Here is a 26,916-nt window from a genome sequence, read left to right as displayed (position 1 = left end):
CATGAAACACTACCCATTTATCATCTTCTATCTTTTCCTTAATGCCTTAATTTATGCATTTCAGGGAACGATTTGGGTTTATATCTTCTGCTTCATCCTATTTTCTGCAGTAATAATTTGGGGTTCATTCGACATTCAATTGGGATATTTCGTCAACAGCTTTACCCATAAACGTACAAAATTTAAAGAAGTAGCTTTGACTTTCGATGACGGGCCCACTGAATTCACACCAACTTTTTTAGATCTACTAAGAGAAAACAACATCAAAGCTACCTTTTTCTGCATCGGAAAACAGATTGAAAAATATCCTGAAACTTTTCAGAGAATTATTGCTGACGGTCATACCATTGGGAATCACACCTTTTCACATTCGAACAACACCGGCTTTTTATCAACCCCAAGAATGATTGAGGAAATTAAAAAATGTGATGAAGTTATTTTAAGATCTGGAAATATAACAACTAATCTTTACCGTCCACCTTTCGGTGTAACCAATCCAAATATAGCTAAAGCCATTAAAAAAACGAATAAAAAAAACATTGGCTGGAATATACGTTCACTTGACACAGTGACTGAAGACGAGGAAACAATCTACAACCGAATCATCAAAAAATTAAAAAAAGGAAGTGTCATCCTACTTCACGATACCTCTGAGAAAACGCATAATGTTTTGGTCAGATTATTGTTATTTTTGGAGCGTGAGAAGTATTCTACTTTTACGATTGATTCAATCATTAAATCAGAAAAATAATGTTTAAAAATATAACTTTCTTAGTGCTTTTTTTATTTTCAGGTTTTGTGTTTGCCCAAACTACGGCAATGACAAACGCTGAATCTAAAGCCTTCGTGAACAAAATTTCAGCTGAAACCAAAGAGATCAAAACGTTGCAGAGCGATTTCGTTCAAACCAAAAAAATGGATTTTCTAGACAAAAACATCGTCACTCAAGGCAGAATGTCTTTAAAATCACCAAACACGCTGAGCTGGAAATATACCAAGCCATATCAGTACAGCATTGTTTTTAAGGAAAATAAAATCTTTATTAACGACCAAGGTAAAAAATCTTCTGTTGATGCAAAGAGCAAAACTTTTGAGAAGATCAACAAGCTGATCGTAGGAAGTTCAAACGGAAAAATGTTCAACGACCCTGAATTTTCTGTAGTTTACCTGAAAAACTCAACATTTAACATCGCTAAATTCACTCCTAAATCTGCGCAATTGCTGAAGTACATTAAGCAAATCGAACTCCATTTTCCTAGAAACCAAACAACGGTTTCTCAGGTCAATATGACGGAAGCTTCTGGAGATACCACGAATATTGTTTTTAAAAACACCAAAATCAATGCGCCGATACCCGCTTCTGAGTTTTCTTTATAGTTCATTTTTGTTCCTGCTGCTTTCTTGTAAAACATACCAGCTCAAGGATGTAAAAGCTGTTTCAAATTCCGAAACAACAGTTGAAAATTTATATTTTTCATCACAAGACGATTATGTCTATAAATGCCAGATGGAAGTTTATGGCAATGATATTAGCGGAATTCTCATCATCAAAAAAATATCAGAAACTACACATAGAGTTGTATTGACCTCAGATTTCGGAAACAAAATGATTGATTTTGAAATTTCAGAAAATGATTTTAAACTCAACTATGTCTTGGCAGATTTAGATAAAAAAATGGTTATTAATTTTCTAAAAAATGATTTTCAGGAATTACTGAGACAAAAGTATACTGTTGCTGAAAGTTTTGAAAAGAATGATTCTAAGATTTATCTTTCAAAATTTGGTAAGAAAAATTATTATTTATGTTTTAACAAAGAAAACTCTCTGCTCACACAAATCGTTTACACACAGAAAAGGAAAGAGAAAATCAATTTTAGTTTTGAAGCTAAAAAACCTACTTTTGCAGAGACAATTAATCTTCAGCATAAAGATTACAGGATCAATATCAAGCTATTTCAAATAACCGAAACAGAATAAAATGCAGACCATACTTACAGATTTTTATACTTTAGAAAGCTCCGAAAAAACAGAAAATGGAAGTTTTATAGCAAACATTAAGCTGAATAAAGATCATGATATTTTCAATGGTCATTTTCCAGGAAATCCTGTAACGCCAGGTGTTTGTATGATGCAGATTGTAAAAGAATTAACGGAAGAATTCACAGGGAAGAAGTTATTTTTAAGATCAGCTTCCAATGTAAAATTCATGGCCATTATTAATCCATTTGAAACACCTGAATTGAAAATGCAACTCGACATCAAGGAAGAAGAAAGCAATGTGAAGGTAAAAAACACAACCTCATTTGGCGAGACTATTGCATTGAAAATGTCTGTACATTATACCTTATTGACATGAAACTGATTTTATCATTATTCGCAGGCCTATTTTTACTTTTTCAGAGTGGAGATCTTGAAGAGTTAAGAAATTCTTATTCTAAGGCAAACCTTTCTACAGAAGGTGCGAAAAAATTCATTGAACTGGCTGAAAAAAAATCATCTTCTGAGCCTGTAATTTCGGCATATAAAGCTGCCGCAGAAATCCTCGAAGCTAAAGTAACGACCGAAAAAAACAAAAGAAAATCTTTCGTAAAATCTGGTGCAGTAAACCTTGAAAGCATCATAAAATCTAATCCCAACAATGTCGAACTGAGAGTGATCAGAATGAGCGTTCAGGAAAACATTCCGAAAATTGTTGGCTACTCTAAAAATTTAAAAGAAGACAAAGCATTTATTATCAAAAATTATTCAAAACAAAATGCTGGGTTGAAAGTGTATATTAAAAAATTTGCGATGCAGTCTAAAACGATGACAGCAACTGAAAAAAATTCATTAAAATAAATGACACTCTCTGAAGTACAGCGCTCAATTATTGATAGGAAAATATGCATTTTAATTCCTAGTTATAATAATGAGAAAACTCTCAGGAGAGTACTTGATGGTGTTTTGACCTATACACAAAACATCATTGTTATTAATGACGGTTCTACCGATTCCACTTCAGAAATATTAAAGACCTATTCTCAGGTTTCCATCATCAATTTACCGGAAAACAAAGGAAAAGGCAATGCTTTGAAGATTGGCTTCAGAAAAGCAAAAAAATCAGGCTTTGACCACGCAATAACCATTGATTCTGACGGACAGCATTATCCTGACGACATTCCAGTGTTTGTAGAGGCTTTGTTGCACGAAAAAGAAGATATTTTACTGATTGGGAACCGAAACATGTTCCAAGACGGAATTCCTAAGAAAAGCAGCTTTGGCAACCGATTTTCTAACTTCTGGTTTTGGTTTGAAACCGGAATTAAATTGGAAGATACACAGTCTGGTTACCGATTATATCCTTTACATAAAATTCCTAAGAAGTATTTTACTCCAAAATTCGAATTTGAAATTGAAATCATAGTAAGAACAGCCTGGAAACATATTCCTGTAAAAAATGTTCCAATCAAAGTTCTGTATGATCCTGCTGAAAGAGTTTCTCATTTCAGACCTTTCAAAGATTTTACACGAATCAGTATTCTAAATACTATTTTGGTAACCATTACTTTACTCTATATTATACCTCGAAATTTCATAAATAATTTCAAAAAAAAAAGTTTTAAAAGATTCATTCAGGAAGATATTTTAGAAAGTGACGGAAGCACTCGTACAAAAGCCTTTTCTGTTGCTTTAGGCGTCTTCATAGGCTTCTCACCGCTCTGGGGACTTCACACGCTTCTTGTGATTTCTTTATCTGTACTTTTCAAACTCAACAAAGTTCTGGCGTTTGTCGCATCAAATGTAAGTCTCCCACCATTCATTCCTTTTATCATTGCTGCTTCCCTCTTTTTGGGAGCTCCTTTTGTGAGCGGAGAAAGCAATATTTTCAATCAGGAATTAAATTTTGATTTGGTGAAAAACAATCTGCTTCAATATGTGATTGGAAGTCTGATTTTAGCGACTGTAATGTCTTTATTCTCAGGAACCATCACCTTTTTGTTCTTGAATAAAGTAAGTCCTGACAACGAAAAAATTAAAGCATAGCAGGCTTTAAAAATTTAATTTTTCAGACTTATCATAATTTTTTTCCAACTTAACATTCACAGAAATGAGTAAAGTATTATCTGAAAAGATCTATATCTTCATCGAATAATTAAGCGGTTCAAACATAAAAAATCATTTTAATTTCTTAATGGTTTTCTTTAAGTAATTCTCAACATTATCTTTATCGGGAACTGTAGTAATTTCCTTTGTCAAGGCTTTTTCAAATTCAATCTTTGCTTTAGTATATTCTTTATGTATAAAATAATATCTTCCAGCCTGATAATATGTCCACCAAAAATCGGGATTAAGCGACTGGTAATCTGAAATACTGCCTTCTGTTAAAATGATATTGCCATTTTTAATTGCATCACTTATTTCGGAATCTATGATCTTGAAAACTTCATAATTCTCAAATTCTTGAGAATCTGCAAAAGGATCTTTAGCAATATTCAACTCTGATTTTGCAAATTGCCCCTTACTCAATCTATTATCTGAAAAAATTTCATTCAAATCATAACAAACAAATTCCCCCAACTGATAAGGACTCGAAGAAACCCATACCAGTCTTTTTTCAGGAGAAAAAATAACCGCATGATGAGCTAAAAGCTGGTTGATAGCTTTCTCATTTCCCAATCCTATACTTTTATCTTTCAGACCTGATCTATCTCTTAAGATTGCTGCAATTTTTTCGGGATTGAGCTTTGAGTTTTCACACAACAATTCCTGAAGCTTTTCATATCTATATTCTGAGTGGCTTGCTACTATATGTTTTTGATTTCTTTTATCATCTTTATATGCATCAGACTGAAAATGATTGGTACATAAAACCCTGCTAGAATTGGCAACATCGTAAACACCAAAGTTATCTGGCGAAACCTCAATGATTACTGCTTTTTTGTCATTCGCACTTCCCACCAAAATAGATTCTGAAACAAAAACTTTTCTTTTTTTAGCAATGGCGATCGCTTGATTAATGTTTTTGGCATATTGAAGAATCTCCCTTGTAACCAAAGAAATTGGCGTTTTTGCCGTTAAAGGAATTTTAGATTTTCCGGCATTAATTGTTACCGTAATTCCCTCTTTATTCATTCCGGATACAACACCAATCATTCCCGGCCAGCTTACTGACAGGTATGGAATTCCGTTTTCAGGTTCTACAAATTCTATTAATTTGTTTTTAGCAAAATCTTCACCCACAGAAAAATCAAAATTTCTTCCAATAAGTAAATCACCGTCTTCCGTATTCTCATTCCACACGGCGAGCGAAGTACAACCTACGACCATAAGGTCCCGCATGGCATGGCCAATATCGTGCGCTCCGTGCAGATACATTGCCCTCCTTAATTTCGGCGCAACAAAATCATATTTATCTGATGAATACTGAGATAAGCCATACAATTCTACCTGAAAATCATCTCTTACATTCAGGTACATTTTGCGATTATACCATTTCAGGAAGCCTCTTAAAAGATTCTGTTTAAATTTAGAGGGAACAAAGCCCTTTACTTTTGAAAAGAAAATATCTTCCTGCCTCTGCATTAAATTCTGTGTTAAAGCGCCGTTATTATAACCCAACTGCAGCGCATTTCCTTTGATATATAATTCCCAGAGTTGTTGCCTGTTTTTGGTTAAATAATTTTGATTAAAACTAAAAGAAGAATCATTAATCTTGTTGACTTTTGGGATTTCTAAAGAATATTGGCTCACATCAGGAATATGTTTTACTGATCTTCTGACGCCACAAGAAATAAGATTACAAATGAGAATAAGGCTGATCCACAGAACAACAAAAATCCTGCTATTCTGACCATTACATCTCGTTCTGTTTTGAATGATAGAATGTATGTTACCTCTATTTTTCACATCTTTTTTTATTATTCATTTTTGTCAAACGTTCATCAATTATTTCCCTACCCAAAATCTCTGCACAGGTATTGAAAGCTCCGATGGTACATCCTAAAATCCCGTGCATATTAACCGATTGTCCTGTCAAAAAAAGATTTTCTATTTTAGTTCGCGGCGAAACCATTGTTTTTAAAGGGTTTTCTGAAGCCTTTATATAACCGTACATATTTCCTTCGTAGCTTCCAATATAATCACGGTAAGACAATGGAGAAGATGTGTAGACACTTTTTATAGAATCCCTAATATGGGTCATTTTCTTTTCTAAAGCATCTATCATTTTATCGGCCTTCTCCTGCTTAAATTTCCCATACAGTTCGTCTCTTTCGGATTGATCAGCGATAGTATTAAAGGTATTCTCCCATTCTGTGACTTCTTCAAAATCCATGTAAGAAATCGCCGTAAGGCTTTCTGCAAATTCCCCATGATGCTTCGAAGGTGTTGAGGAAAGCATATAAGTTGCCGGCCATTTTTCTTTCTCATAACGAAATGAATTCCAAACTAAATCTTTAGAGGAGAAATGGTAAATATTATAATTAAAATTGGCAATCGTATTGGGCTTCAAAACTATATAGACACTGAAGCATGAAGATACAGGTTCCCAACTTAAGACCCTGTTTAGAAAGGATTTCTTCAATCTACTTTCTCCTATCATCTTAAGCGCAGAGCGAATTTCTATATTGGATATAAACTGTTTTGCCGAATATTCTTTTCCCTGCTTAGTCTTAACTGAGGTCATGGTATTATCTTCATTAAAAATCATTTCAGAAACCTCAGAATGTTTGTATACATCTGCCCCATACTCCCTCAATTTTTTAATGAGCAATTTGGAAATCTGACTTCCGCCTTTCACGCACTTGTATGAACTTTGTATGTAAGAATTAACTGTCAGAGCATGAACGTAAAAAGGTATATTTTCAGAATCTCCTGCATAAAGAAAATTTGAACCTAACAACACTGCCTGAAGGTTTTCGTTAGCCGTAATCGACTCGATAAATCTTTTGGTGTTGAGATGGAGGATCTCTTCGTTGTAATTGTTTTGTCCAACCACGTTATACCTCGGAAAATAATTGCAAACCCTTTGAATTTCTTCACAATAATTTTCGAGATTTTCTTTTTCATCAGGGAAATATGTTGAAAGCTGCTTTACAAAATTCTCGTAACCCTGCGCATGAGGATATTCGTTTTCATCATCTTCAAACGTGATTTTATCATATCCGTTTTCATCCATTTTATGGAGCTCGAGATCATTGATAATTTCTAAATAAGAAAAGAAATGATGAAGATTTTGTCCTTCCGAAAGTCCTCCGAGATAATGCACTCCCGTATCGAAAATTAATTTATCCCTCGAGAAAGTCTGTAGGTTTCCGCCATACTGATTGTTTTTTTCAAGCACGCAGACCTTTAGTCCTTCTTTCGCTAAAATAAGCGCAGAAACAAGGCCACCGAGACCGCTGCCAATGACCAATATGTCGTATTGTTTTTTCAAAGGAGAAAAAAATTAGTTATAAGTTTTCTTTAATGAATAGAACTCTAATATTTTTTATAAAATAATTGAAAATATTCTTCGTTCATAAAGCCCTTTGATTTTGTCAAATTTGTGCTTTCACTCAGCAAAGTACACAATATTTCGCAATTTTAAGCTATTGAATGTATGCAGCCAGCCTGATTGGGATTTTTTTTCTGGCATTATGAATGCTAAACCTATTATATTGTTTCACCTTGCTCGCAGTGACCGAAGAAAGTGGGATTGGAGGCTAGAAATAGCGGTTATAAAATTGCCTTGACAGCTATTCAACAAAAGTAAAAATCTAATATGGAAATAATCAATCTACATCATCCCAAAAATCGAAGTAATTGAACCATTGAAGTGGATATTTTAGAATCATCGACTCCAGATTTTGGGTATAAGAATTTAAAAGTCCTTGTGCGTCTCGTTTTTTAACTTGCTGAGCCACTCTTGCGTATAAGTGATAGTGAAGATTTTTTTCTTTCATCACATATACATATACCACGGGCACTCCTAATCTTGAAGCTATAAGAAACGGACCGGCAGGAAACTTAGCGCTTTTACCAAGTAAATCTGCCTCCAAAAATTTTGAACCCTCAAAATAGCGATCACCTGTGAAGCAAATTAATTCATTTTTTGATAAAGCCTCATTGATATCGAAAATATGAGACATATCTTCTTTTATATAGATAAATTTGATATCGCTTTTTTTAACGGTGACGCTTTCAAGATATTCTTTAATCACTGTAACTTCCTGATCGGTAGTCACTAGATTTATCTGACAATCGAAATCAATTTCTGCAAAAAAATACTCGGCAATTTCAAAATTTCCGATGTGGGCACTGATGAGGACACCACCTTTTTTTTCCGATAAAAGATTCCGAAGGTTTTCAATACCGTCAAATTCGAAGGTGAATTTTTTTCGCAAACCTGCGGAAATTGCAGTTTTATCAATCAAAACTGTTCCGAACGTGAAGTAGCTTTTAAAGATAGAAAATTTAGACTTCCAATACCCATAGTTTAATCTTCTCTGAAAGTAGTAGGAAATGTAGAAATTACTTTTTTTCTCGAATAGCGAATAATAAGTTGCAACAAAATAAAGCACAAAATAAGAACTCCTGATTCCCATATTTCTAATGCACCACACAAAGATTCTATAACCTAAGATTGTGCCTTTAGATTTGCCATTCCACTTGCTCATAAACTCAATTTACAACTTATCACTATAGTAAATTAACAATTATTTTCCACATTGTAAATCGCTACCGTGCTATATTGCTACATTTTTAAAGTAAAAATTCAATCAATAATTATGCGTTTTTTTCTGTGATTTTGCTTTCTATTGTGGAGTAGAAATCGTCAAAAGTGATAATATTTTTAAAATCTGCTTCACCTAATTTCACCCCAAAATTTGATTCAATGACTACCACCAAATCGATATAATCCAAACTGTCTAAACCCAAAGTCTTCTTGAAATGGGCATCATTGCTGATTTCATCACCATCTACCTCAAATTCATTGATTAAAAAATCATTAGCAATGGCAACAATTTTTTCTCTTTCCATGTTTTTACTTAAATTTTTTAACGATTAATGCGGAGTTGGTTCCCCCAAATCCGAAAGAATTCGACAAAAATACGTCAATTTTTTGATTTTTTGTTTCAGAGATTAAATTTATCTTTTTTGCGTCTTCATCGGGATTTTCCAAATTGATATTAGGTGCAACAAAATCGTTCTGCATCATCAAAATTGAATAAATCACTTCACTTGCTCCTGCCATCCAACATTCATGACCGGTCATTGATTTTGTGGAACTCACAGGAACTTCACTTCCGAAAATTTCGTGAATTGCTTTTGCTTCGTTGGCATCACCAATCGGTGTTGAAGTAGCATGAGCATTGATATAGTTGATATCTTTCACTTCTAAACCAGATTGTTTCAAAGCTCGGTTCATAGCTAAAGCAGGGCCTTCAATATTCGGTGTAGAAATGTGACCGCCATTTGAAGAAAAACCATATCCAATGATTTCTCCTAAAATAGTAGCACCTCTTTTTTGTGCCGATTCTAGGCTTTCAACAATTAAAGATGCCGCACCTCCACTTGGAATTAAACCGTCCCGGTCCGAATCAAATGGTCGCGAAGCTTTTGTTGGCTCACTTTCTCTTACCGAAAAAACACCTAATCCATCAAAACTCGCCATGGAATATTTATTGGTTTCCTGAGCGCCCCCGCAAACGATAATATCCTGAAAACCATTTTTTATCATCATGTAAGCCAGCCCCAACGAGTGAGAACCACTCGCACAAGCTGCACTGATAGTTAAATTAATTCCTCTCAATTTAAAAATTGTGGAAAGATTCATCGTGACCGTTGAGTTCATCGACTTGAAAATCGCACCAGAACCCATTAAAGTGGTGTCTTTTTTCTCTCTTGCAATATCAATAGATTCAACTACCGCTTTAGAAACACTGTCGTTTCCATATAAAATTCCGACCTCATTTTGGTCTAAAAAGTCCTGATCCAAATGTGCCTGTTTTAAAGCATCTAATGTTGCAAGATAAGCGTATTCGCTCTCTTCGCCCATGCTTATACGCTGACGCCTGCTAAGAAGGTTCTTTAAATCGGGTTTGGGAACAACTCCGGTAAGACCTGATCTGAAACCAAATTCTTTTCTCTCATCGACTAAAACAATTCCGGATTTACCTTGATACAGGGATTCTTTCACTTCTTCCAAAGAAGTTCCGATGCAAGAATAAATTCCCATTCCGGTAATGACTACCCTATTTTCCATTTAAAATTTAGGTTGTAGGTTGTAGATTTAGGTTGCACAACTGCTACCTTTTTCTGCTACCTAATTTATGAATAAATTCCTCCGTTAATATTAATAATTTCTCCTGTAATGTAAGAAGATTTTTTTGAGGCTAAAAATGCAACCAAATCTGCCACTTCTTCAGCTTCTCCAAAACGGTTGGCAGGAATCATTGCTTTCAGTTCATCTTCATTGAAATCCTGAGTCATATCTGTTTTAATGAAGCCTGGTGCAACAGCATTTACTGTGATATTTCTTTTAGCAACTTCCTGAGCCAAAGCTTTTGTAACTCCCACTAAAGCACCTTTTGCAGCTGAATAATTGGTTTGTCCGGCCGTTCCTTTCACTCCCGAAACAGAAACCATATTGATGATTCTACCGTATTTGTTCCTCAACAATTTCTGAATGAAGAAATTCGTCACGTTATAAAAACCGTTTAAACTCGTATTAATCACTGAGTTCCAGTCTTCACTTGGCATCCACATGAATAGTCCGTCTCTCGTGATTCCTGCATTATTGACGATCACCTCAACAACTGACTTTGGATTATTGTCTTGCCATTCATTTAAAACCTGCAGCGTTTCTTCAGCATTTCCTACATCGAATTTAAGAATTTCTCCTGTAGAACCCAACTCTTCTACTTTAGATAAAGTTTCCTTTGCTGCAGCTTCGTTAGAAGTGTAGTTGATTAAAATATGATAATTTTTTTCTTCTGCCAGTTTTATACAGATTGCTCTACCAATTCCTCGGGAACCACCTGTTATTATTGCACATTTCATTTGTATTTTTGTGGTGTTAAATTGATGAACCCTTTCAGAGTTCTGGTTTCATTTTTCCAATTTTATTTCCATAGATTCACCTATGACTGTTCATATTGAACCCTTCGGGTCCACCATCCAGACTTTTATTTTTTCAGATAATCTTTTACTTTCTGAAGATATGGGTACATCACCATATCATCTGAAAATGCCGGAATCAGCTGCCTGATATCATCAAACAATTCTTTTGTTTTCGATGACACCTTATCTTGATATCCTAAATATTCAATTGCCTGAACAACAGTAATAGCTTCAATTGCCAATACTTCAAAAGCATTCTCTATCACCTTTCTGCAAATCACTGCAGCATTGGTACCCATGCTTACAATATCTTGGTTATCATTATTATTAGGAATACTGTGAACATACATCGGATTCGACAACATTTGACTTTCAGCCGTAGTTGAAGTAGCCGTAAACTGAACGCCCTGCATCCCGAAATTAAAACCTAATTTACCTAAATTTACAAAAGGAGGCAAGATTTCGTTGATTTTTGAATTTAAAAGATAATTCAACTGTCTTTCAGCCAACATTGTCAGTTTTGTAACAACAATTTTCAGCTTGTCCATTTCCAGAGAAATGTAATCCCCATGGAAGTTTCCACCGTGGTAAACGTGCTGATCAGCAACGTTGATGATTGGATTATCATTTGCTGAATTTATTTCATTTTCAAGGACTTTCTCGGTATATTCTAACGTATCTAAAACGGGACCTAATATTTGCGGAATGCATCTTAGTGAATAATATTCCTGTACTTTTTCTTTAAAAACCTTTTCCTGCTCTTCGAAATGAGTATATAAATGGTCGGCTCTTTTTCTGATCAATTTACTATCAGACAAATGAGAACGCATTTTATCTGCTATTTTTTGCTGACCTGCGTGAAGTTTCGTTCCGTTCAACACTTCTGAAAAATGGTCATCGTATGCCTGAACGATTTCGTTAATTGCACAAGATAGTTTTAGTGAAATTTCAGTTAACTGATTGGCTTTGTATGCATTGACAATCCCAATCCCTGACATAACTGAAGTCCCATTCATTAAAGCTAAACCCTCACGAATTTCAACCTGAATCGGCTCCAAACCTTCTGCTTCGAAAACTTCTTTGGTCGATTTTCTTTCGCCTTTATAGAAAACTTCGCCCTCGCCAATTAGAACCAGAGCTAAATGTGCCAACTGAACCAAATCTCCGCTTGCACCTACTCCTCCGTGCTCGAAAATCAACGGCGTAACATCTCTGTTTATTAATTCTTTAAGTAAATTTACCACAGACTCATGCACCCCCGAATTTCCAAGAGACAAAGTATTTAATCTCGCCAGCATACAGGCTTTGACCTCATCTGCAGGAAGCGGATTCCCAATACCTGAAGAATGACTTCTGATTAAATTATATTGTAACTGGTGGGTATCTTCATCGCTGATTTTAAATTGCGCCATTGGCCCAAAACCGGTATTTACACCATAAATTACTTTATTTTTTGAAAATTCTTTAAGAAAATCAAAACTTTCATTCACTCTATGGAGAAGTGAAGGGTCTAATTCTATGCTTTCGTTTTCAATAATAATTCGCTGAAAATCTCTCAGTTCTAAAAAGTTATTTATTTTCATCAATTAAAAGTAATAATATATAATTTTGTAAAATATAATTAATTGTCACTAATTTAGCGGCAAAGATAGAAGTTATTATTAAAATAAAAAATCTTAAGATGAGCAAAGAATTTGTTGATGTTCTCGTAATCGGAGCTGGACCTTCCGGTTGCGTATCTTCCTCTTACTTAAAGAAGAACAATATCAACGTAAAAGTTGTCGAAAAAACAAAATTCCCAAGATTGGTGGTTGGTGAAAGCTTAATCCCACGAGTAATGGATCATTTTGACGAAGCCGGATTGTTCCCCGCTTTAGATAAAATGGGCTTTGAAAAAAAACTGGGTGCTCGTTTTCTAAGAGGTGACGAAGTTTGTCTTTTTGATTTTAGTGATAAATTCGGCCAAGGCTGGGATTGGACTTGGCAGGTTCCTAGAGCCGACTTTGACAACGTTTTGGCTCAGGAAGTGATCAACAAAGGTATTGACCTCGAATTTGAAACCGAAGTAATTGGAATTGAATTTAACGGAACAGATTCTGTGACCACCGTAAAAAATAAAGATGGCGAGACAAAAGAGATTCATGCAAAATTTGTGATCGATTCAAGTGGCTACGGTAGAGTTCTCCCACGACTTTTAGATTTAGAAAAACCTTCAAAATTATCTCCACACTCTGCAATCTTTGCGCATGTAGAAGATATTAACCGAGAAGAAGGCGTTGAAGGAACTTTAATTTCTTTCGACATTATAGAAACTGAAGTTTGGCTGTGGGTAATTCCGTTTTCAAACGGAAACACAAGTGTAGGAATCGTGGGTCCGACTGAATATATTGACAAATTATCTGAAAACGGAGATCCAGCGGCAGCTTTAAGAAAAGCAATTTCACTATCCGATTATTATGTAAAACGTTTCGGAGATTTGGATTTTTTGTTTGAACCCAGACATTTGAAAGACTATTCATGCTCGGTAAAAAAATTATTCGGAGAAGGATTTGCATTGACCGGAAATGCTTCGGAATTTCTTGATCCTGTTTTCTCATCAGGAATGGCATTTGCAACCGAAGGCGGAATAACCGCTGCAAAACTGGCCATACGACAACTAAACGGTGAAAAAGTAGACTGGCAGACTGAGTTTTCAGATTATATTTTATACGGAGTGGATGTTTTTACAACCTATGTAAAAGAATGGTACACCGGAAATCTTCAGGAATTATTTTTCCACCGACCGGAAAATGAAGATGTGAAAAGAAAAATATGTGCTGTTCTGGCTGGATATGTCTGGAATAAAGAAAATCCTTTTGTTAGAAAGCATGATACCGTGGTAAAAAATCTCGCTAATCTCATAAAAATGGAGAGACAACAATCATCATAACAAAAAACGGGTCTGAAAATTTTCAGACCCGTTTTTTGTTATTTTAAAGCTTTCTTCAGTTCTTTTCCAAACTCTTTTCCTGTCTTTTCATAGGCTGCGGAAATTCTTCCATATTCCATTCCGTAATCAACTTTGCTTCCGATGCCTTCAATTTTATCCGCTTTAATTATTGCTAAAATATTTGAAGGATTTGCTGTTTCAACAATCGTAATATCAGCAGACAATTTTGCGGGCTGAGTAATAAAGCCTGTCCATCCTGCATACATCCATTTTGGATGGATGATTAAAGTATATTTACTTTCAGCATTTTGGGTAAATTTTATTTTCTTTGATTTGTTTAAACCCTCCACGAACTTTTCTGTCCAGATTGTTTCAACATGCTGTTCCCAAAAATCAATCCATGTCTTCCACGCCGCTTCACCGTTTTTGGCGACAGTTTCTTTATGTCTTCTCTCTAAATATTCGGTTTCAGTAAAATTGTCAGCCTGAAAAAGAGGATCTCCGTACACACGTTCAACATTAACTTCAGTCTGACCTTTTAAAACATCCAAATTTCCGGATTCGACAGTTAGCTTATTTTGAGCAAAAACAGTTGTGCTTAATGCAACAAAAAGAAAGAGAAATATTTTTTTCATAGTTTAAAATTAAGACTGCAAATATAGTATCAGAAAAGAAAATTCACTTCAGCTGAACAATAATATTTCTAAGTTGTTTGAAAAACAATTAAAGTTTATCTTAAATCGACGAAGGTGATCGGCTTTCTGCTATTGGGATTGAAAACTGTTTTTGACAAAACCTCAAAACCTATGATTTCTATTTTCGGACTTACCCTTAATTTTGCTCTGAAATGATCACGTACTTCGCCTTCAAAGCTCTCATCTTCTCTCTCTGTGCTCAGTTTAATAATAATTTCATCCAAACCAATTTCATTCGACTGAATCACAATCTGATAACATAAAATTCCTTCAAAATCATTCAGAATATCATTCATTGCAGGTGGATACAAAGTAGTCCCCTTATATTTGATCATCTGCTGCTTCCTACCGACAACCGGACCGAGTCTCATCGTATTTCTGCCACATTCACAAGGTTCATAATGCGCTTTAACTAAATCTCCCGTTTTAAATCTCAACAGAGGCAAAGCTTCAACGCCTAAAGTCGTAATGGTCAACTCGCCGCTTTCTCCTTCTTTCACAGGATTTTCTTCGTCATCAAGGATTTCTGTTATAATCAATTCCGGATGCTGGTGCCCGCCAATTTGGAATTCACATTCAGTAAAAGCAGTGCTCATTTCAGTAGATGCGTAAGTGGAGAACAATTTTATGTTCCACTTCTCTTTAATCTTCTGCGAAAGAATATTGTCTGAAAAATCCTGATTTTTAATACTTTCACCAATACAAACCGCTCCAACAACGCTTGAGTTTTCGTAATCTATACCGTGCTTCTCAGCGTAGTCGATCATTTTTAAAAGAAATGATGGTACCGTGATCAAATATTTTGGTTGATATCTGAAAATAGAATCCCATTGCAGTTCAGGAATTCCCGGGCCCATTCTGATAACACTTGCTCCCATTTTCCGTAAACCTAAAAGATAGGCAAGACCAGCGATAAATCTTTTGTCAATCGTCGTAATCATCTGTACAACGTCACCCTTTTGAATTCCCGCGCAGGCAAGCGATATTGCTTCGTTGTAAGCAATTCTTTCCATATCATTTTCTGAAAGACCAAAAGTCACCGGATCCCCCAATGTTCCGGAAGTCGTACTGTAATCAACAATTTGGCTTTGGGGAACACAGAAAAAATCATCATTGTTCTGCTGAATATCATTCTTCGAGGTCGTCGGAATTTTCTGCAAATCTTCCAAAGTCTGAATATCAGAAATCTGAATATTATTTTCTTTGAATAGCTTCTGATAGAAAAGCGAATGCTTTTCAAGATATTCTAAAAGCTCCTGAAGTTTTTCCTCCTGAAACTTTTTGATGTCTTGAATGCTTGATTTTTCGATGAGTGGGAAAAGTTCCAATAGTTTAAATTTAGATGACAAATTTATTAAAATTAAAAGTTGGATGCTAAATTTTGTTCTCACAGATCACACAGATTTTCACAGATGATTGTTTTAAATTTTAATCTCATAAATCTGCGTTATCTATAAAATCTGCGAGAGAAAAATAGGATTTGGCTAAAGCCAATTCCATTTGGTAATTTTGAAAGCGGGCTAAAGTACGCTCCTATAGATATTCTAGCTAAATATTTATTGATTAACTGTGAAAACTCACATTTGACTATTCACAATCGACAGCTTAAACCTTCTTTATTTTCGCAAACTTTTCAATAAACCCAGTCAAAATAAAACATATATTATAAACCGACAAAAATCACTAAATTTGCCAACTTGATTAATCAACGAAATTGAGAAATTACAATGAGCCAATTTAAAGAATATAAAAACCTCAACCTGATAGACGTAGCCGAGAATGTTGCGGAATTCTGGAAAGCCAATAAAACCTTTGAAAAAAGTGTTGAAACCCGTGAAGGAAATCCTGAATTTGTGTTTTACGAAGGTCCGCCTTCGGCAAACGGAATGCCCGGAATTCACCACGTTATGGCAAGAGCGTTGAAAGATATTTTCTGCCGTTACCAGACTCAGAACGGGAAGCAGGTTTTCCGTAAAGCAGGTTGGGACACGCACGGACTTCCTGTGGAATTAGGAGTTGAAAAAGAACTCGGAATCACGAAAGAAGATATTGGCAAAAAAATTTCGATTGAAGATTACAACCAGGCATGTCGTGAAGCAGTAATGCGTTACACCGATGTCTGGAATCACCTGACTGAAAAAATTGGTTATTGGGTTGATCTTGAAGATCCGTACATCACGTACAAATCAAAATACATGGAAACCGTTTGGTGGTTGTTAAAGCAATTGTACAGCAAAGATTTGTTGTATAAAGGCTATACGATCCAGCCTTATTCACCGAAAGCAGGAACCGGACTTTCTTCTCACGAAGTCAACCAACCCGGAGCTTACCGTGATGTGACCGACACAACGATTGTTGCACAGTTCAAAACACTTCCGGAAACATTGCCTTCGTTTTTACAGGGTTTTGGAGATGTACATTTCTTAGCCTGGACGACTACTCCGTGGACATTGCCTTCGAACACTGCTTTGACAGTAGGACCGAAGATCGATTATGTTTTAGTAAAAACATTTAATCAGTATACTTTTGAACCGATCAATATTGTTTTGGCTAAAGCTTTAACTGGAAAACAGTTCGGTAAAAAATTCGTTGAGGGAACTGACGAAGATTTCGCAAATTATACTTCATCAAGCAAAACCATCCCTTTCCAAATTCTTGGCGAGTTCAAAGGTGCAGATTTGGCTGGAATTAAATATGAGCAGTTATTGCCCTACACTTTACCTTACCAAAACCCTGAAAATGCATTTAGAGTAATTTCAGGAGACTTCGTTACGACAGAAGACGGTACAGGAATCGTTCACACGGCGCCAACTTTTGGTGCTGATGATGCGAAAGTGGCTAAAGAAGCGACCCCTGAAGTTCCGCCGATGTTGGTATTAAATGAATTCGGAAATCCGGTTCCGTTGGTTGATTTGCAAGGGAAGTTTACTGCGCAGATGGGAGATTTTGCCGGTAAATATGTGAAAAACGAATATTACGATGCAGGAACAGCACCGGAAAAGTCTGTTGATGTAGAAATTGCTATCCGTTTAAAAGAAGAAAATAAAGCCTTTAAAGTTGAAAAATACGTTCACAGTTACCCACACAGCTGGAGAACTGATGAGCCCCTTTTATATTATCCGTTAGATTCATGGTTTGTGAAAATGACGGCGGTAAAAGACCGTTTGGTAGATTTAAACAAAGAAATCAACTGGAAGCCAAAAGCTACCGGAGAAGGACGTTTTGGTAACTGGCTGGAAAATGTCAACGACTGGAACCTTTCCCGTTCAAGATACTGGGGAATTCCGTTGCCAATCTGGAGAACAGATCCTTCGACTGGTTCAGCACAGGAAGAAATTATCATCGGTTCTGTAGAAGAATTGTATAATGAAATAGAAAAATCTATCGCAGCAGGATTTATGAAAGAAAATCCGTTCAAAGGATTTGAAATCGGAAATATGTCTGAGGAAAACTATTCTTTAGTTGATCTTCACAAAAATATCGTTGATAAAGTTGTATTAGTTTCAGAATCAGGAAAAGCGATGCACCGTGAGAGCGACCTGATTGACGTTTGGTTTGATTCAGGTTCAATGCCTTACGCTCAGTTGCATTATCCGTTTGAAAACAAAGAATTAATCGATAATAATAAAGCATTCCCTGCAGACTTTATTGCCGAAGGCGTTGACCAGACCCGTGGATGGTTCTACACACTTCATGCAATCGGAACAGCAGTCTTTGACTCGGTTGCTTATAAAAATGTGATGAGTAACGGACTCGTTTTGGATAAAAACGGTCTGAAAATGTCAAAATCTAAAGGAAATGCGGTTGATCCGTTCGAGACTTTAGCGGTTTACGGACCGGATGCAACACGTTGGTACATGGTTTCGAATGCCAACCCTTGGGAAAACCTGAAATTTGATATCGAAGGAATTGACGAAGTAAGAAGAAAATTCTTCGGAACACTATACAATACCTATTCATTCTTTACTTTATATGCGAATGTTGACGGATTTAAATATGCTGAAAAAGATGTTGAAAACCGTCCGGAAATCGACCGTTGGATTTTATCTGAATTGAATCTTTTGATTAAAGAAGTAAAAGCATTCTACGAAGATTATGAGCCGACAAGAGTTGCAAGATCCATCAGCAACTTTGTGAATGATAATTTAAGTAACTGGTATGTGAGATTATGCAGAAGACGTTTCTGGAAAGGAGATTATTCTGATGACAAAATCTCTGCTTACCAGACTTTATATACTTGCCTTGAAACTGTTGCTAAACTATCTGCACCAATCGCTCCGTTCTTTATGGATCAGTTGTATCAGGATTTGAATGCAGCTACCGGAAAAGAAACATTCGAATCAGTTCACTTGACAGATTTCCCTGTTGCCGATGAAAGTTTAATCGATCAGGATTTGGTTGAAAAAACACATTTAGCACAAAACATAACAAGTATGGTTTTCTCTCTGAGAAAAAAGGAAAATATAAAAGTACGTCAGCCTTTACAAAAAGTGTTGATTCCTGTTTTGGATAAGAAAACGGAAGAGCAAATCTTAGCGGTTTCAGAATTAATTAAACAGGAAGTTAATGTTAAAGAATTACAACTGATCAATGCTGAAGAAGCATCTCATTTGATTGTAAAACAGATCAAACCCAACTTCAAAACTCTAGGTTCAAGACTTGGAAAAGACATGAAAGTAGTTGGTAATGAGATTTCTAATTTCACCCCAGATCAGATTTCATCTTTAGAAAAAGAAGGAAGAGTAGAAATCCAAGGATATGAAATTACGACTGCTGATGTAGAAATTTCAACGAAAGATATTCCGGGATGGACCGTAACTTCTGATGGAAAAACAACTGTGGCATTAGATTTGACGCTAACAGAAGAATTAAAATCTGAAGGTATTGCAAGAGAGTTTATCAACAGGATCCAAAATCTTAGAAAAGAGAAATATTTTGAATTAACAGACAGAATAAGCATCATTTTGGAAGAAAATACGCCATTTTTGGAACAAATTAAGCAAAATGAGGAATATATTTCATCTGAGGTCTTGTCAAATAAAATAGAAATTGTATCTTCACTTTCAAATTTTAACGAAATCGATATCGATGACATTAATTTTAAAGTAAATGTTGAAAAAAATTAATATTTAGTTATTGTTTTTTCAAAATCCATTTCATAAATTTATTAAAAAGAAAAAGACAATGCAAGACGAAAGAGTGAGATACAACGACTCTGATTTACAAGAGTTTAAGAAAATAATCAGAGAAAAAATAGATAAAGCAGAGAAGGATCTGCAACTGATAAGAGAAAGTTTTATCAACGATCAAAACAACGGAACTGACGACACGTCACCTACTTTCAAAGCTTTCGAAGAAGGAGCAGAAACGCTGAGCAAAGAGCAGAACTCTATTTTAGCAGGAAGACAGGAGAAGTTTGTAAGAGATCTGAAAAATGCTTTAATCAGAATCGAAAACAAAACTTACGGTGTTTGCCGAGTAACCGGAAAACTGATTCCAAAGGAAAGACTTTTGGCAGTTCCCCACGCTACACTGAGCATCGAAGCTAAAAATATGCAGAGATAAAATTTTTATCTTATTTTTGTAAATAAATTATTGGGTTTATGAAATGTTGTATGACATTTTATAAACCTAATTTTTAATTATATCTATGAGCGAATATTTGATTTTAGGAATTATTCTGATCGTCGTTGTATGGTTTTTTAACAGAGACAGAATCAAAAACAGATTTTACCCTGTCAGAACAAAAAATTTGACGATCGATCAACAGTTCAATTCAGATAAACGTGAAAGAGAAAAGGAAATAGACCGTCTTCTCAGTAAAATGGGTAAAAATGGAATCAAAGATCTGTCTGCAAAAGACAGAAAGAGATTAGATGAGTTGTCTAAAAAATAAGTTTTCAACCATGTTAAGACTGATAAAAAATAAATAAGAAAAAATGGAAGCATTAATAGTACACCCAAAAAACCAAATGGAGCTGAATGCACTGAAAGGTGTGATGAAAGAAATGGGAATTCGTTATGAAAAATTTCATACAAGAGGCGCAAAAACTCAGACATTCGAACCTCGTACTCCAGCGGTGAAAAAAGATAAGCCTACAAGAAACTTTAAAGAAAAACCAAAGCCGAATTTGTAATGAAGAAGATTGCACTTATCACTTTTCTTATTCTATTAATCGATCAGGCATCGAAAATTTATATTAAAACCAATTTCAGCCTTAATGACAGTGTTTCTGTTTTCCCAGGTTTCAAATTAACTTTTGTTGAGAATCCAGGGATGGCTTATGGTTTTCATTTTGGTGGAATGCTTGGTAAATATTTTTTGGTGATCGTCCGTATTTTTTTGATTGGCGGAATGGTATATCTGTTTAAAAAATGGTTGGCAAGGGGAGAATCCAATTATCTGATCATTCCAATGGCTATTATTTTCGCAGGAGCTATCGGAAATTTGATTGACGGAATGTTTTACGGATTAATTTTTGACAGCGGGATGGTTTATGACGAGAGCGTTAATCAGTGGATTGGTTACGGTGGAGTGTCTAAACTTGTTCCTTTCGGTGAAGGTTATTCAACATTTATGAAAGGTTGTGTGGTTGATATGCTTCATTTTCCTTTGGTTGACTGGACAGTTCCTGAAAGCTGGCCTTTAATTGGTGGTAAACATCTTGAATTCTTCAAATACATTTTCAATGTTGCCGATTCTGCGATTACCGTAGGCGCTGCATTATTATTAATATTCAGAAAGAAAGCCTTCCCTAATGGACTAGAATTTTAAAATATTTAATATGTAGATCCTTATTGTCTTTTAAAGGGCATATTTAATCCCGTAATCTTTATCGGTTTTTGTGTTGCCAACTCATGGGGATTTCATACTTTTATAAAACCTACAACGGTTCAAAATGTATGAAAAAATTTATAAAGAATACAATCAAAATCTTCCTGCTGCTTTTCGTGGCAGGAATTATTTTTGTCATTTGGTCAAACTTTACGATTAAGGATAAGACGAAAAATTTTGTTACTTCCGATCTTTCAAAACTTCCCACCGAAAAAACAGGACTTCTTTTGGGAACGAGTAAAAATTTATCCAACGGAAATCCCAATGCCTACTTTTTTAACAGAATAAAAGCCGCCGCAGACTTATATAAATCCGGAAAGGTTCAAAATATTATCGTTAGCGGAGACAATTCTCAAAAGGATTATAATGAACCTGAGGAAATGAAAAACGAACTGATCAAAGCCGGAGTTCCTGCAGAAAGAATCTTTGAGGATTTTGCAGGATTCCGAACTTTGGATTCTGTTTTAAGGGCGAAAGAAATTTTCGGGCAGAATTCCTACATTATTATTTCTCAGAAATTCCACAATGAGAGAGCTGTATATCTTGCGAGAAAAAATGGAATAGAAGCATTCGGCTATAATGCAGAAGATGTCAATAAATACGCAGGTTTTAAAACCAATGCACGAGAAAAACTGGCGCGGGCAAAGGTGTTTTGGGATTTTATATTTGGGGTGGAACCGAAGTTTGGTGGGAAGAAGATTCTGATTCCTTAATATAGCCATGAAAAGTTTTCAGCTGTTTTTTGTACTATTCATTTTCATTTCCTGCAAAAAGGAAAACATTTACTATTATTCAGATAATAAGCAGATAAAAGATAGCACAGTAATTCGTTTCATTGATGATGAATTGACAAAACTGAAAATCAATACACAGGAAAAGAATTTGAAAATTTACACCACTTTAGATTCAACTTCTTACAAAACCAATTTAGATTCTATTAGAAATAAAATTTTTGAAAATGCTTTAACTTACAATTTTAAACCTGAAGATAAACAAGCTTTTGATGAATGGTTCCGGGAAAAAATCATTGTTGTAGATAACAAAACAAGAAGAGTAGTAAATTTCTATAGTTCATTCAAAACCAAAAAAAATGATCGAAACGATGTTTCAATTGGTGGCTTAAGAAAATTAATCAGAATAGGAAGTGCACTTAACGAAAATCCAGATTCAGAAATCCCAGAGAATTATTTGTACAACCATTCCTATACATCAGGAAAAGAATTGGAAATAAGCAAAAAAGAAGCTCAATTCTTATCAAATTTCAATATAAATAATCTGAAAACAGAAGGATATTTTAGCAATTACATTTCCTTTTTAGATGCTCTCAAATTATTTCAAACTTATAATGATGGTATATTAATAGATCCCTTCATCATTAAAAAGGTTTTAAATAAAGACAAAGTTGCTTATTTTCACATTAGTAGATCGAAAGAAATTTTCAGTCAAAATAATGTAGATAAAATTCTACAATATCTACGAGATTATAAAGGAAAGAATTTTGCAGCTTTTACAAACCAAATTGAAAATACAGAAAATTTAATCTTTTTTGGAACAATTTCAGATACAAATCTAATTATTAATGACGGTAAATACACTTATTTAATCTATAATTTTTTTGCTGTTATTACCGATGTTAAAAAAAAGAAATCAAAACAAATTCCTTATTTCTGGATGAAAAAAGAAGGAATCAATTATTATAACGCAGTAAGGAAAAAGTAAAATTAATATTATAATTTCATCTGCAAAAACTTCCAATAACTTGAAATAATGAGCGTATTCACCTATCATTTAGTAAAAACAAATTATATTTCTGCGCTTAAAACTCTTCTGTTTCCACCGAAACCAAAAAATATTCCTGGATTAATTCACGCAGAATGTATGACTGCAATGACGCTTGGCTCTCCTATTCTTTCACCTTCCCGAATGCTGATCCGGCAGATCGCCGTATTTGCTCAATGGGAAAATGAAGCGGACGTAGATCATTTTTTAACTGAAAATGACTTAGGAAAAATCCTTGCAAAAGGTTGGCATACGAGGTTAACTTTTATGCGAAAATGGGGCAAGTTTAATAAGTTTGAAATTCCGGACGAAACTTTAGAATTTGAAAATCCGGATTCTCCTGTTGTCGCAGTTACCATTGCCCGAATGAAATTTCTGGAAATTCCAAGATTTATCCGTTGGGGAAGACCGGTTGAGAAATTGGTTCGCGACCATCCCGCAACAACTCTATCTTTAGCCTCCATCAAATTTCCAAACACCGTTTCCACTTTTTCCGTTTGGAAAACGCAGAAAGAAATGACCGATATGGTTCACGGACACAGCAAAGTCCCCAAGCCGAAATGACATTCTGATGCTATGAAAGAAAGAAATAGAAAAGATTTCCATTTTGAATTTACAACATTGCGCTTCAAACCTATCTCAGAATTTGGTGAATGGAACGGACGACGCAACATCATTCCCAATTTCAAAAACGATTAAATGAGATTTGCTTATCCGATGCAGAAATTCCAGGATTGGGTAACTCAGCAATGGGTAATCTTGCATGGAAAGAAAATTAACCCCGAAGATTTTCCGTGGCTGATAGGTCCGTTTGGAAATCTCGATGCAATTGGTGAAGATTTTATCCATCAGTTTGCAGAAAAGGAAAACTTAATTATTCAAAAAGACTCAGAATCAAAAGGCATTATTCCCTCAATGCAGAAATTGAATTTAACTGAAGCTGAATTCTCAAATCTATCAAAAAGTGTGATTGGATTTTATGAAAACACAGACAATCACAACCTGCAGTTTTCTATACATTGGAATCCTTTTTTCAAATTTTTTGGAATCTTGATTAATAAATTATTCAGCAATAGAATCAATCAACTGAATATTCCTACCCAAAACATTGATGACTCAGAATCTTTAAAAAGCGAAATCATCAACCTTATTGATGCAAATACCACTGAAATCAAATATACATTTTGGTTTCGCTCTATTAAATCCAGCACACAGGTAATTTATTCTGGCGTTTATGGAATCTGCACTTTGCCTTCCGGAAAAACTTGTGTGAAAGCTGTATTTCCTCTGCCTAATGGAAATGCAACAGTATTGATGAATCCAAGTGTTGGAAAAAATGGGGAATTAATTTTAGATTCTTCAGGAAACAGATTTGGTGACGCCGGATTTTATTTTTTACTGAAAGATTCTAAGGGTGAATACTGGTCGCAGTTTATCAGTTCATTCCGTGACCGTTTGATTATTGGTTCAGAAAATGATATCATCTCAGCGGAACAGACCTTAACACTTTGGCATCTGAAGGTTTTAACTTTTAAGTATAAAATTGAATTGAAGAAATAGGTTTTGAAATTTCAATTCAAGTGAGATTGATTATTTATATTATTACATATCCGTTTCAATAAGTAAAATTCTAAATTTTCCCTATTTTTGCATAAACAATTTTAAACAAAATGTCAAGAATTCTTACCGGCATACAAGCCACCGGAACACCGCACCTTGGAAACCTTTTGGGTGCAATTATTCCTGCAATTGAGCTATCAAAGCAAGCAGGATACGAATCTTTTTTATTCATTGCAAACCTGCACTCACTTACGCAGATCAAAGACGCAAAAGAACTTAAAAACAATACCTACGAAATTGCTGCAGCTTGGCTTGCCTGCGGATTAGATACTGAAAAAACATTCTTCTACAGACAGAGCGACATCCCTGAAACCTGTGAACTATCTTGGCATTTATCATGTTTTTTTCCTTATCAGAGACTGACCTTAGCACATTCTTTTAAAGATAAAGCAGACCGTTTACAGGATGTAAACGCAGGTTTATTTACCTACCCTATTTTAATGGCTGCTGATATTTTATTGTATGATGCAGAAATCGTTCCTGTAGGAAAAGATCAGCTTCAGCATTTGGAAATTGCACGTGATGTGGCTTCAAGATTTAATAATCAGATGGGGGAAGTTTTGGTTTTGCCACAAGCTGAACTGCAGGAAGACACCAAATATGTTCCTGGTGTAGATGGCCACAAAATGTCTAAATCAAGAGGAAATATCATCAACATTTTCTTGCCTGAAAAGGAATTGAAAAAGCAGGTCATGAGTATCGAAAGTGATTCTAAATCTTTAGAAGAGCCAAAAGATCCGTCTACAGATAAAACTTTTGCTATTTTTGAATTAATCGCAACACCTGAGCAAACTGAAGAATTGAGAGCTAAATATTTAGCCGGAAATTTCGGTTACGGTCACGCTAAAAAAGAGCTTTTGGATTTAATTTTGACAAGATTCGAAAGAGAAAGAGTGTTGTTTTCTTACTACATGAACAATCTTGATGAACTTGAAGCAAAACTTCAGGAAGGCGCTGTGAAAACAAGAGCCATCGCTACACAGACCATTCAGAGAGTAAGAGAAAGCCTGGGAATTTGATCTGAATATTTCTTTAATAAAAAAGTTTCGGCGGCACCTTTGGTGCCGCCGAAACTTTTATGGATAATTTTATAAATATTCTTTGATCTGCAATAGATGTTTAATCACTTTTAAATTTTCTTGCCGTGGATTTTCGTTCAAAACATCAAAGAAAATAACATCTATACCGAAATTTTGTGCTCCGACAACATCAGCAATCCAATCATCACCAATCAAAATACTTTCTTCTTTCGTAGCTTTGGCTAAACCCAAAGAATACTCAAAAATCTCTGCTTTTGGTTTTCTAACCCCAACAGAATCTGCACTCGTGATGCTTAGAAAATAATGATCAATACCAGAGAGAATACATTTTCTCTCCGTCACTTCCTGAAAACCATTTGAAATAATATGTAAGGTGTATTTTTTTGATTTTAAATACTCTAAAACAACATCCGCACTTTCTACCAAATGATTGTAATTGAGAATTTTATCTAAAAAATGTTCTTCAAAATACATAGACAACTCCAAATCATCAATTCCGAAATGTCTGAATGTATCGTAAAAGCGATGCTTTCTGAGATATTCTTTGTCAATTTCACCATCTCTTATTTGCTCCCAAAGTTTTTCGTTGATCTCATGATATACAGAATGAAAATCTTCAAAATCTATATTGTATTTTAAAGTAATTTCTTCTTTTTCGAAAAGATTCTTGATAGTAAGATAAGCGTTCTTGCGGTGATCCCATAGGGTGTTGTCGAGGTCAAAAAAAATGTGCTGAATTTTCATACAGCACAAAATTAATGATTAATTTTTTGAAAGATGATAATGATTATTTTTAATCTTCACAACATCAAGACTTTTTGAGAAACTAAGCAAAAAATCAATGGTTTGTTTTTTGGGTTTCAAACTTTTCACTTTTAAAGAATCGTTATTTTTCATAGGCAAAAAATGTTTTTTCTTTAAAACGTGAAAAGATG

At 34.9% G+C, this 26,916-nt stretch carries 28 protein-coding genes; 18 read left to right on the top strand and 10 right to left on the bottom strand.

What is annotated here, in order from left to right:
- Position 1 precedes the first annotated feature (1 nt).
- The 6 genes from AR685_RS10500 to AR685_RS10475 are packed head-to-tail and all read left to right on the top strand — an operon-like array spanning position 2 to position 4,024.
- Positions 2–751 (top strand): polysaccharide deacetylase family protein, encoded by a 750-nt coding sequence (locus AR685_RS10500; RefSeq protein ID WP_059124516.1) that lies wholly within the window; start codon positions 2–4, stop codon positions 749–751.
- The gene (locus AR685_RS10495) at positions 751–1,377 is read left to right on the top strand and encodes a LolA family protein (protein WP_047443608.1); all 627 of its coding nucleotides are present in this window, start codon (positions 751–753) and stop codon (positions 1,375–1,377) included. Before AR685_RS10500 ends, AR685_RS10495 begins: the two co-directional genes overlap by 1 nt.
- Positions 1,343–1,978, top strand: coding sequence for a hypothetical protein (locus AR685_RS10490; protein ID WP_047443607.1), 636 nt, complete (start codon positions 1,343–1,345; stop codon positions 1,976–1,978). Before AR685_RS10495 ends, AR685_RS10490 begins: the two co-directional genes overlap by 35 nt.
- Position 1,979: 1 nt before the next feature.
- Positions 1,980–2,357 carry a 3-hydroxyacyl-ACP dehydratase gene (locus AR685_RS10485; protein WP_082002097.1) on the top strand — a complete coding sequence of 126 codons (378 nt, stop codon included), beginning with the start codon at positions 1,980–1,982 and terminating at the stop codon, positions 2,355–2,357.
- Positions 2,354–2,839, top strand: a complete 486-nt coding sequence (locus tag AR685_RS10480) for a hypothetical protein (protein ID WP_047443606.1) — start codon at positions 2,354–2,356, stop codon at positions 2,837–2,839. Before AR685_RS10485 ends, AR685_RS10480 begins: the two co-directional genes overlap by 4 nt.
- Positions 2,840–4,024, top strand: a complete 1,185-nt coding sequence (locus AR685_RS10475; RefSeq protein WP_059124515.1) for a DUF2062 domain-containing protein — start codon at positions 2,840–2,842, stop codon at positions 4,022–4,024. It abuts the gene before it with no gap.
- A 132-nt stretch (positions 4,025–4,156) separates the two neighbouring features.
- On the opposite strand, the gene AR685_RS10470 is transcribed toward AR685_RS10475, so the two are convergent.
- From AR685_RS10470 to hutH, 7 genes are all read right to left on the bottom strand, one after another.
- On the bottom strand, positions 4,157–5,818 hold the full coding sequence (locus tag AR685_RS10470) for a C45 family autoproteolytic acyltransferase/hydolase (RefSeq protein ID WP_059124566.1): 1,662 nt from the start codon (positions 5,816–5,818) through the stop codon (positions 4,157–4,159).
- A gap of 58 nt (positions 5,819–5,876) precedes the next feature.
- The gene (locus AR685_RS10465; RefSeq protein ID WP_059124514.1) at positions 5,877–7,415 is read right to left on the bottom strand and encodes a phytoene desaturase family protein; all 1,539 of its coding nucleotides are present in this window, start codon (positions 7,413–7,415) and stop codon (positions 5,877–5,879) included.
- A 337-nt stretch (positions 7,416–7,752) separates the two neighbouring features.
- The gene (locus AR685_RS10460; protein ID WP_059124513.1) at positions 7,753–8,637 is read right to left on the bottom strand and encodes a lipid A biosynthesis acyltransferase; all 885 of its coding nucleotides are present in this window, start codon (positions 8,635–8,637) and stop codon (positions 7,753–7,755) included.
- Positions 8,638–8,746: 109 nt separating this feature from the next.
- Positions 8,747–9,001, bottom strand: a complete 255-nt coding sequence (locus AR685_RS10455) for an acyl carrier protein (RefSeq protein ID WP_047443599.1) — start codon at positions 8,999–9,001, stop codon at positions 8,747–8,749.
- 4 nt (positions 9,002–9,005) lie between these two features.
- Positions 9,006–10,226 carry a beta-ketoacyl-[acyl-carrier-protein] synthase family protein gene (locus tag AR685_RS10450; protein ID WP_047443597.1) on the bottom strand — a complete coding sequence of 407 codons (1,221 nt, stop codon included), beginning with the start codon at positions 10,224–10,226 and terminating at the stop codon, positions 9,006–9,008.
- Between the two features lie 65 nt (positions 10,227–10,291).
- Positions 10,292–11,023: a 3-oxoacyl-ACP reductase FabG gene (gene fabG, locus AR685_RS10445; RefSeq protein ID WP_047443596.1), complete on the bottom strand. Its 732-nt coding sequence runs from the start codon at positions 11,021–11,023 to the stop codon at positions 10,292–10,294.
- A 125-nt stretch (positions 11,024–11,148) separates the two neighbouring features.
- On the bottom strand, positions 11,149–12,666 hold the full coding sequence (hutH, locus tag AR685_RS10440; RefSeq protein ID WP_047443594.1) for a histidine ammonia-lyase: 1,518 nt from the start codon (positions 12,664–12,666) through the stop codon (positions 11,149–11,151).
- Between the two features lie 98 nt (positions 12,667–12,764).
- Here hutH and AR685_RS10435 point away from each other — a divergent pair, with 98 nt between their 5' ends.
- Positions 12,765–14,012 (top strand): NAD(P)/FAD-dependent oxidoreductase, encoded by a 1,248-nt coding sequence (locus AR685_RS10435; RefSeq protein ID WP_047443593.1) that lies wholly within the window; start codon positions 12,765–12,767, stop codon positions 14,010–14,012.
- 38 nt (positions 14,013–14,050) lie between these two features.
- Here the strand turns inward: AR685_RS10435 and AR685_RS10430 are convergent, their stop codons facing one another.
- Positions 14,051–14,647 (bottom strand): hypothetical protein, encoded by a 597-nt coding sequence (locus AR685_RS10430; protein WP_059124512.1) that lies wholly within the window; start codon positions 14,645–14,647, stop codon positions 14,051–14,053.
- Between the two features lie 95 nt (positions 14,648–14,742).
- A complete protein-coding gene (locus AR685_RS10425; RefSeq protein ID WP_059124511.1) occupies positions 14,743–16,035 on the bottom strand; it encodes a phenylacetate--CoA ligase family protein in 1,293 nt (430 codons plus the stop codon).
- Between the two features lie 399 nt (positions 16,036–16,434).
- On the opposite strand from AR685_RS10425, the gene ileS reads away from it, so the two are divergent.
- The 11 genes from ileS (at position 16,435) to trpS (ending at position 25,960) form a co-directional block, all read left to right on the top strand.
- Complete coding sequence (gene ileS / locus AR685_RS10420) at positions 16,435–19,833, top strand: isoleucine--tRNA ligase (protein WP_059124510.1); 3,399 nt, start codon at positions 16,435–16,437, stop codon at positions 19,831–19,833.
- Positions 19,834–19,891: 58 nt separating this feature from the next.
- The gene (locus AR685_RS10415) at positions 19,892–20,272 is read left to right on the top strand and encodes a TraR/DksA family transcriptional regulator (RefSeq protein ID WP_047443777.1); all 381 of its coding nucleotides are present in this window, start codon (positions 19,892–19,894) and stop codon (positions 20,270–20,272) included.
- Positions 20,273–20,357: 85 nt separating this feature from the next.
- Positions 20,358–20,603 carry a DUF6576 domain-containing protein gene (locus tag AR685_RS10410; RefSeq protein WP_059124509.1) on the top strand — a complete coding sequence of 82 codons (246 nt, stop codon included), beginning with the start codon at positions 20,358–20,360 and terminating at the stop codon, positions 20,601–20,603.
- Positions 20,604–20,646: 43 nt separating this feature from the next.
- Positions 20,647–20,844, top strand: coding sequence for a DUF2683 family protein (locus AR685_RS10405; RefSeq protein WP_059124508.1), 198 nt, complete (start codon positions 20,647–20,649; stop codon positions 20,842–20,844).
- A complete protein-coding gene (locus AR685_RS10400) occupies positions 20,844–21,482 on the top strand; it encodes a lipoprotein signal peptidase (RefSeq protein ID WP_047443583.1) in 639 nt (212 codons plus the stop codon). Before AR685_RS10405 ends, AR685_RS10400 begins: the two co-directional genes overlap by 1 nt.
- Positions 21,483–21,610: 128 nt before the next feature.
- On the top strand, positions 21,611–22,255 hold the full coding sequence (locus tag AR685_RS10395; RefSeq protein ID WP_059124565.1) for a vancomycin high temperature exclusion protein: 645 nt from the start codon (positions 21,611–21,613) through the stop codon (positions 22,253–22,255).
- Positions 22,256–22,262: 7 nt separating this feature from the next.
- Entirely contained in the window at positions 22,263–23,261 is a 999-nt protein-coding gene (locus tag AR685_RS10390; protein ID WP_059124507.1) for a hypothetical protein, read from the top strand.
- Positions 23,262–23,309: 48 nt separating this feature from the next.
- Positions 23,310–23,885: a hypothetical protein gene (locus tag AR685_RS10385; protein ID WP_317040573.1), complete on the top strand. Its 576-nt coding sequence runs from the start codon at positions 23,310–23,312 to the stop codon at positions 23,883–23,885.
- A gap of 12 nt (positions 23,886–23,897) precedes the next feature.
- The gene (locus AR685_RS18370) at positions 23,898–24,020 is read left to right on the top strand and encodes a hypothetical protein (protein WP_317040572.1); all 123 of its coding nucleotides are present in this window, start codon (positions 23,898–23,900) and stop codon (positions 24,018–24,020) included.
- A complete protein-coding gene (locus AR685_RS10380) occupies positions 24,021–24,881 on the top strand; it encodes a hypothetical protein (protein ID WP_059124506.1) in 861 nt (286 codons plus the stop codon). It abuts the gene before it with no gap.
- A 110-nt stretch (positions 24,882–24,991) separates the two neighbouring features.
- Complete coding sequence (trpS, locus tag AR685_RS10375; RefSeq protein WP_059124505.1) at positions 24,992–25,960, top strand: tryptophan--tRNA ligase; 969 nt, start codon at positions 24,992–24,994, stop codon at positions 25,958–25,960.
- A gap of 69 nt (positions 25,961–26,029) precedes the next feature.
- Here the strand turns inward: trpS and AR685_RS10370 are convergent, their stop codons facing one another.
- Positions 26,030–26,725: a YjjG family noncanonical pyrimidine nucleotidase gene (locus AR685_RS10370; RefSeq protein WP_059124504.1), complete on the bottom strand. Its 696-nt coding sequence runs from the start codon at positions 26,723–26,725 to the stop codon at positions 26,030–26,032.
- Between the last annotated feature and the right edge of the window lie 191 nt (positions 26,726–26,916).

Origin of the sequence: Chryseobacterium sp. JAH (assembly GCF_001507335.1) — a bacterium.
GTDB lineage: Bacteria > Bacteroidota > Bacteroidia > Flavobacteriales > Weeksellaceae > Chryseobacterium.
The sequence above is the reverse complement of the archived record's forward strand: the minus strand, read 5'-3'. Positions and strand labels throughout refer to the sequence as shown.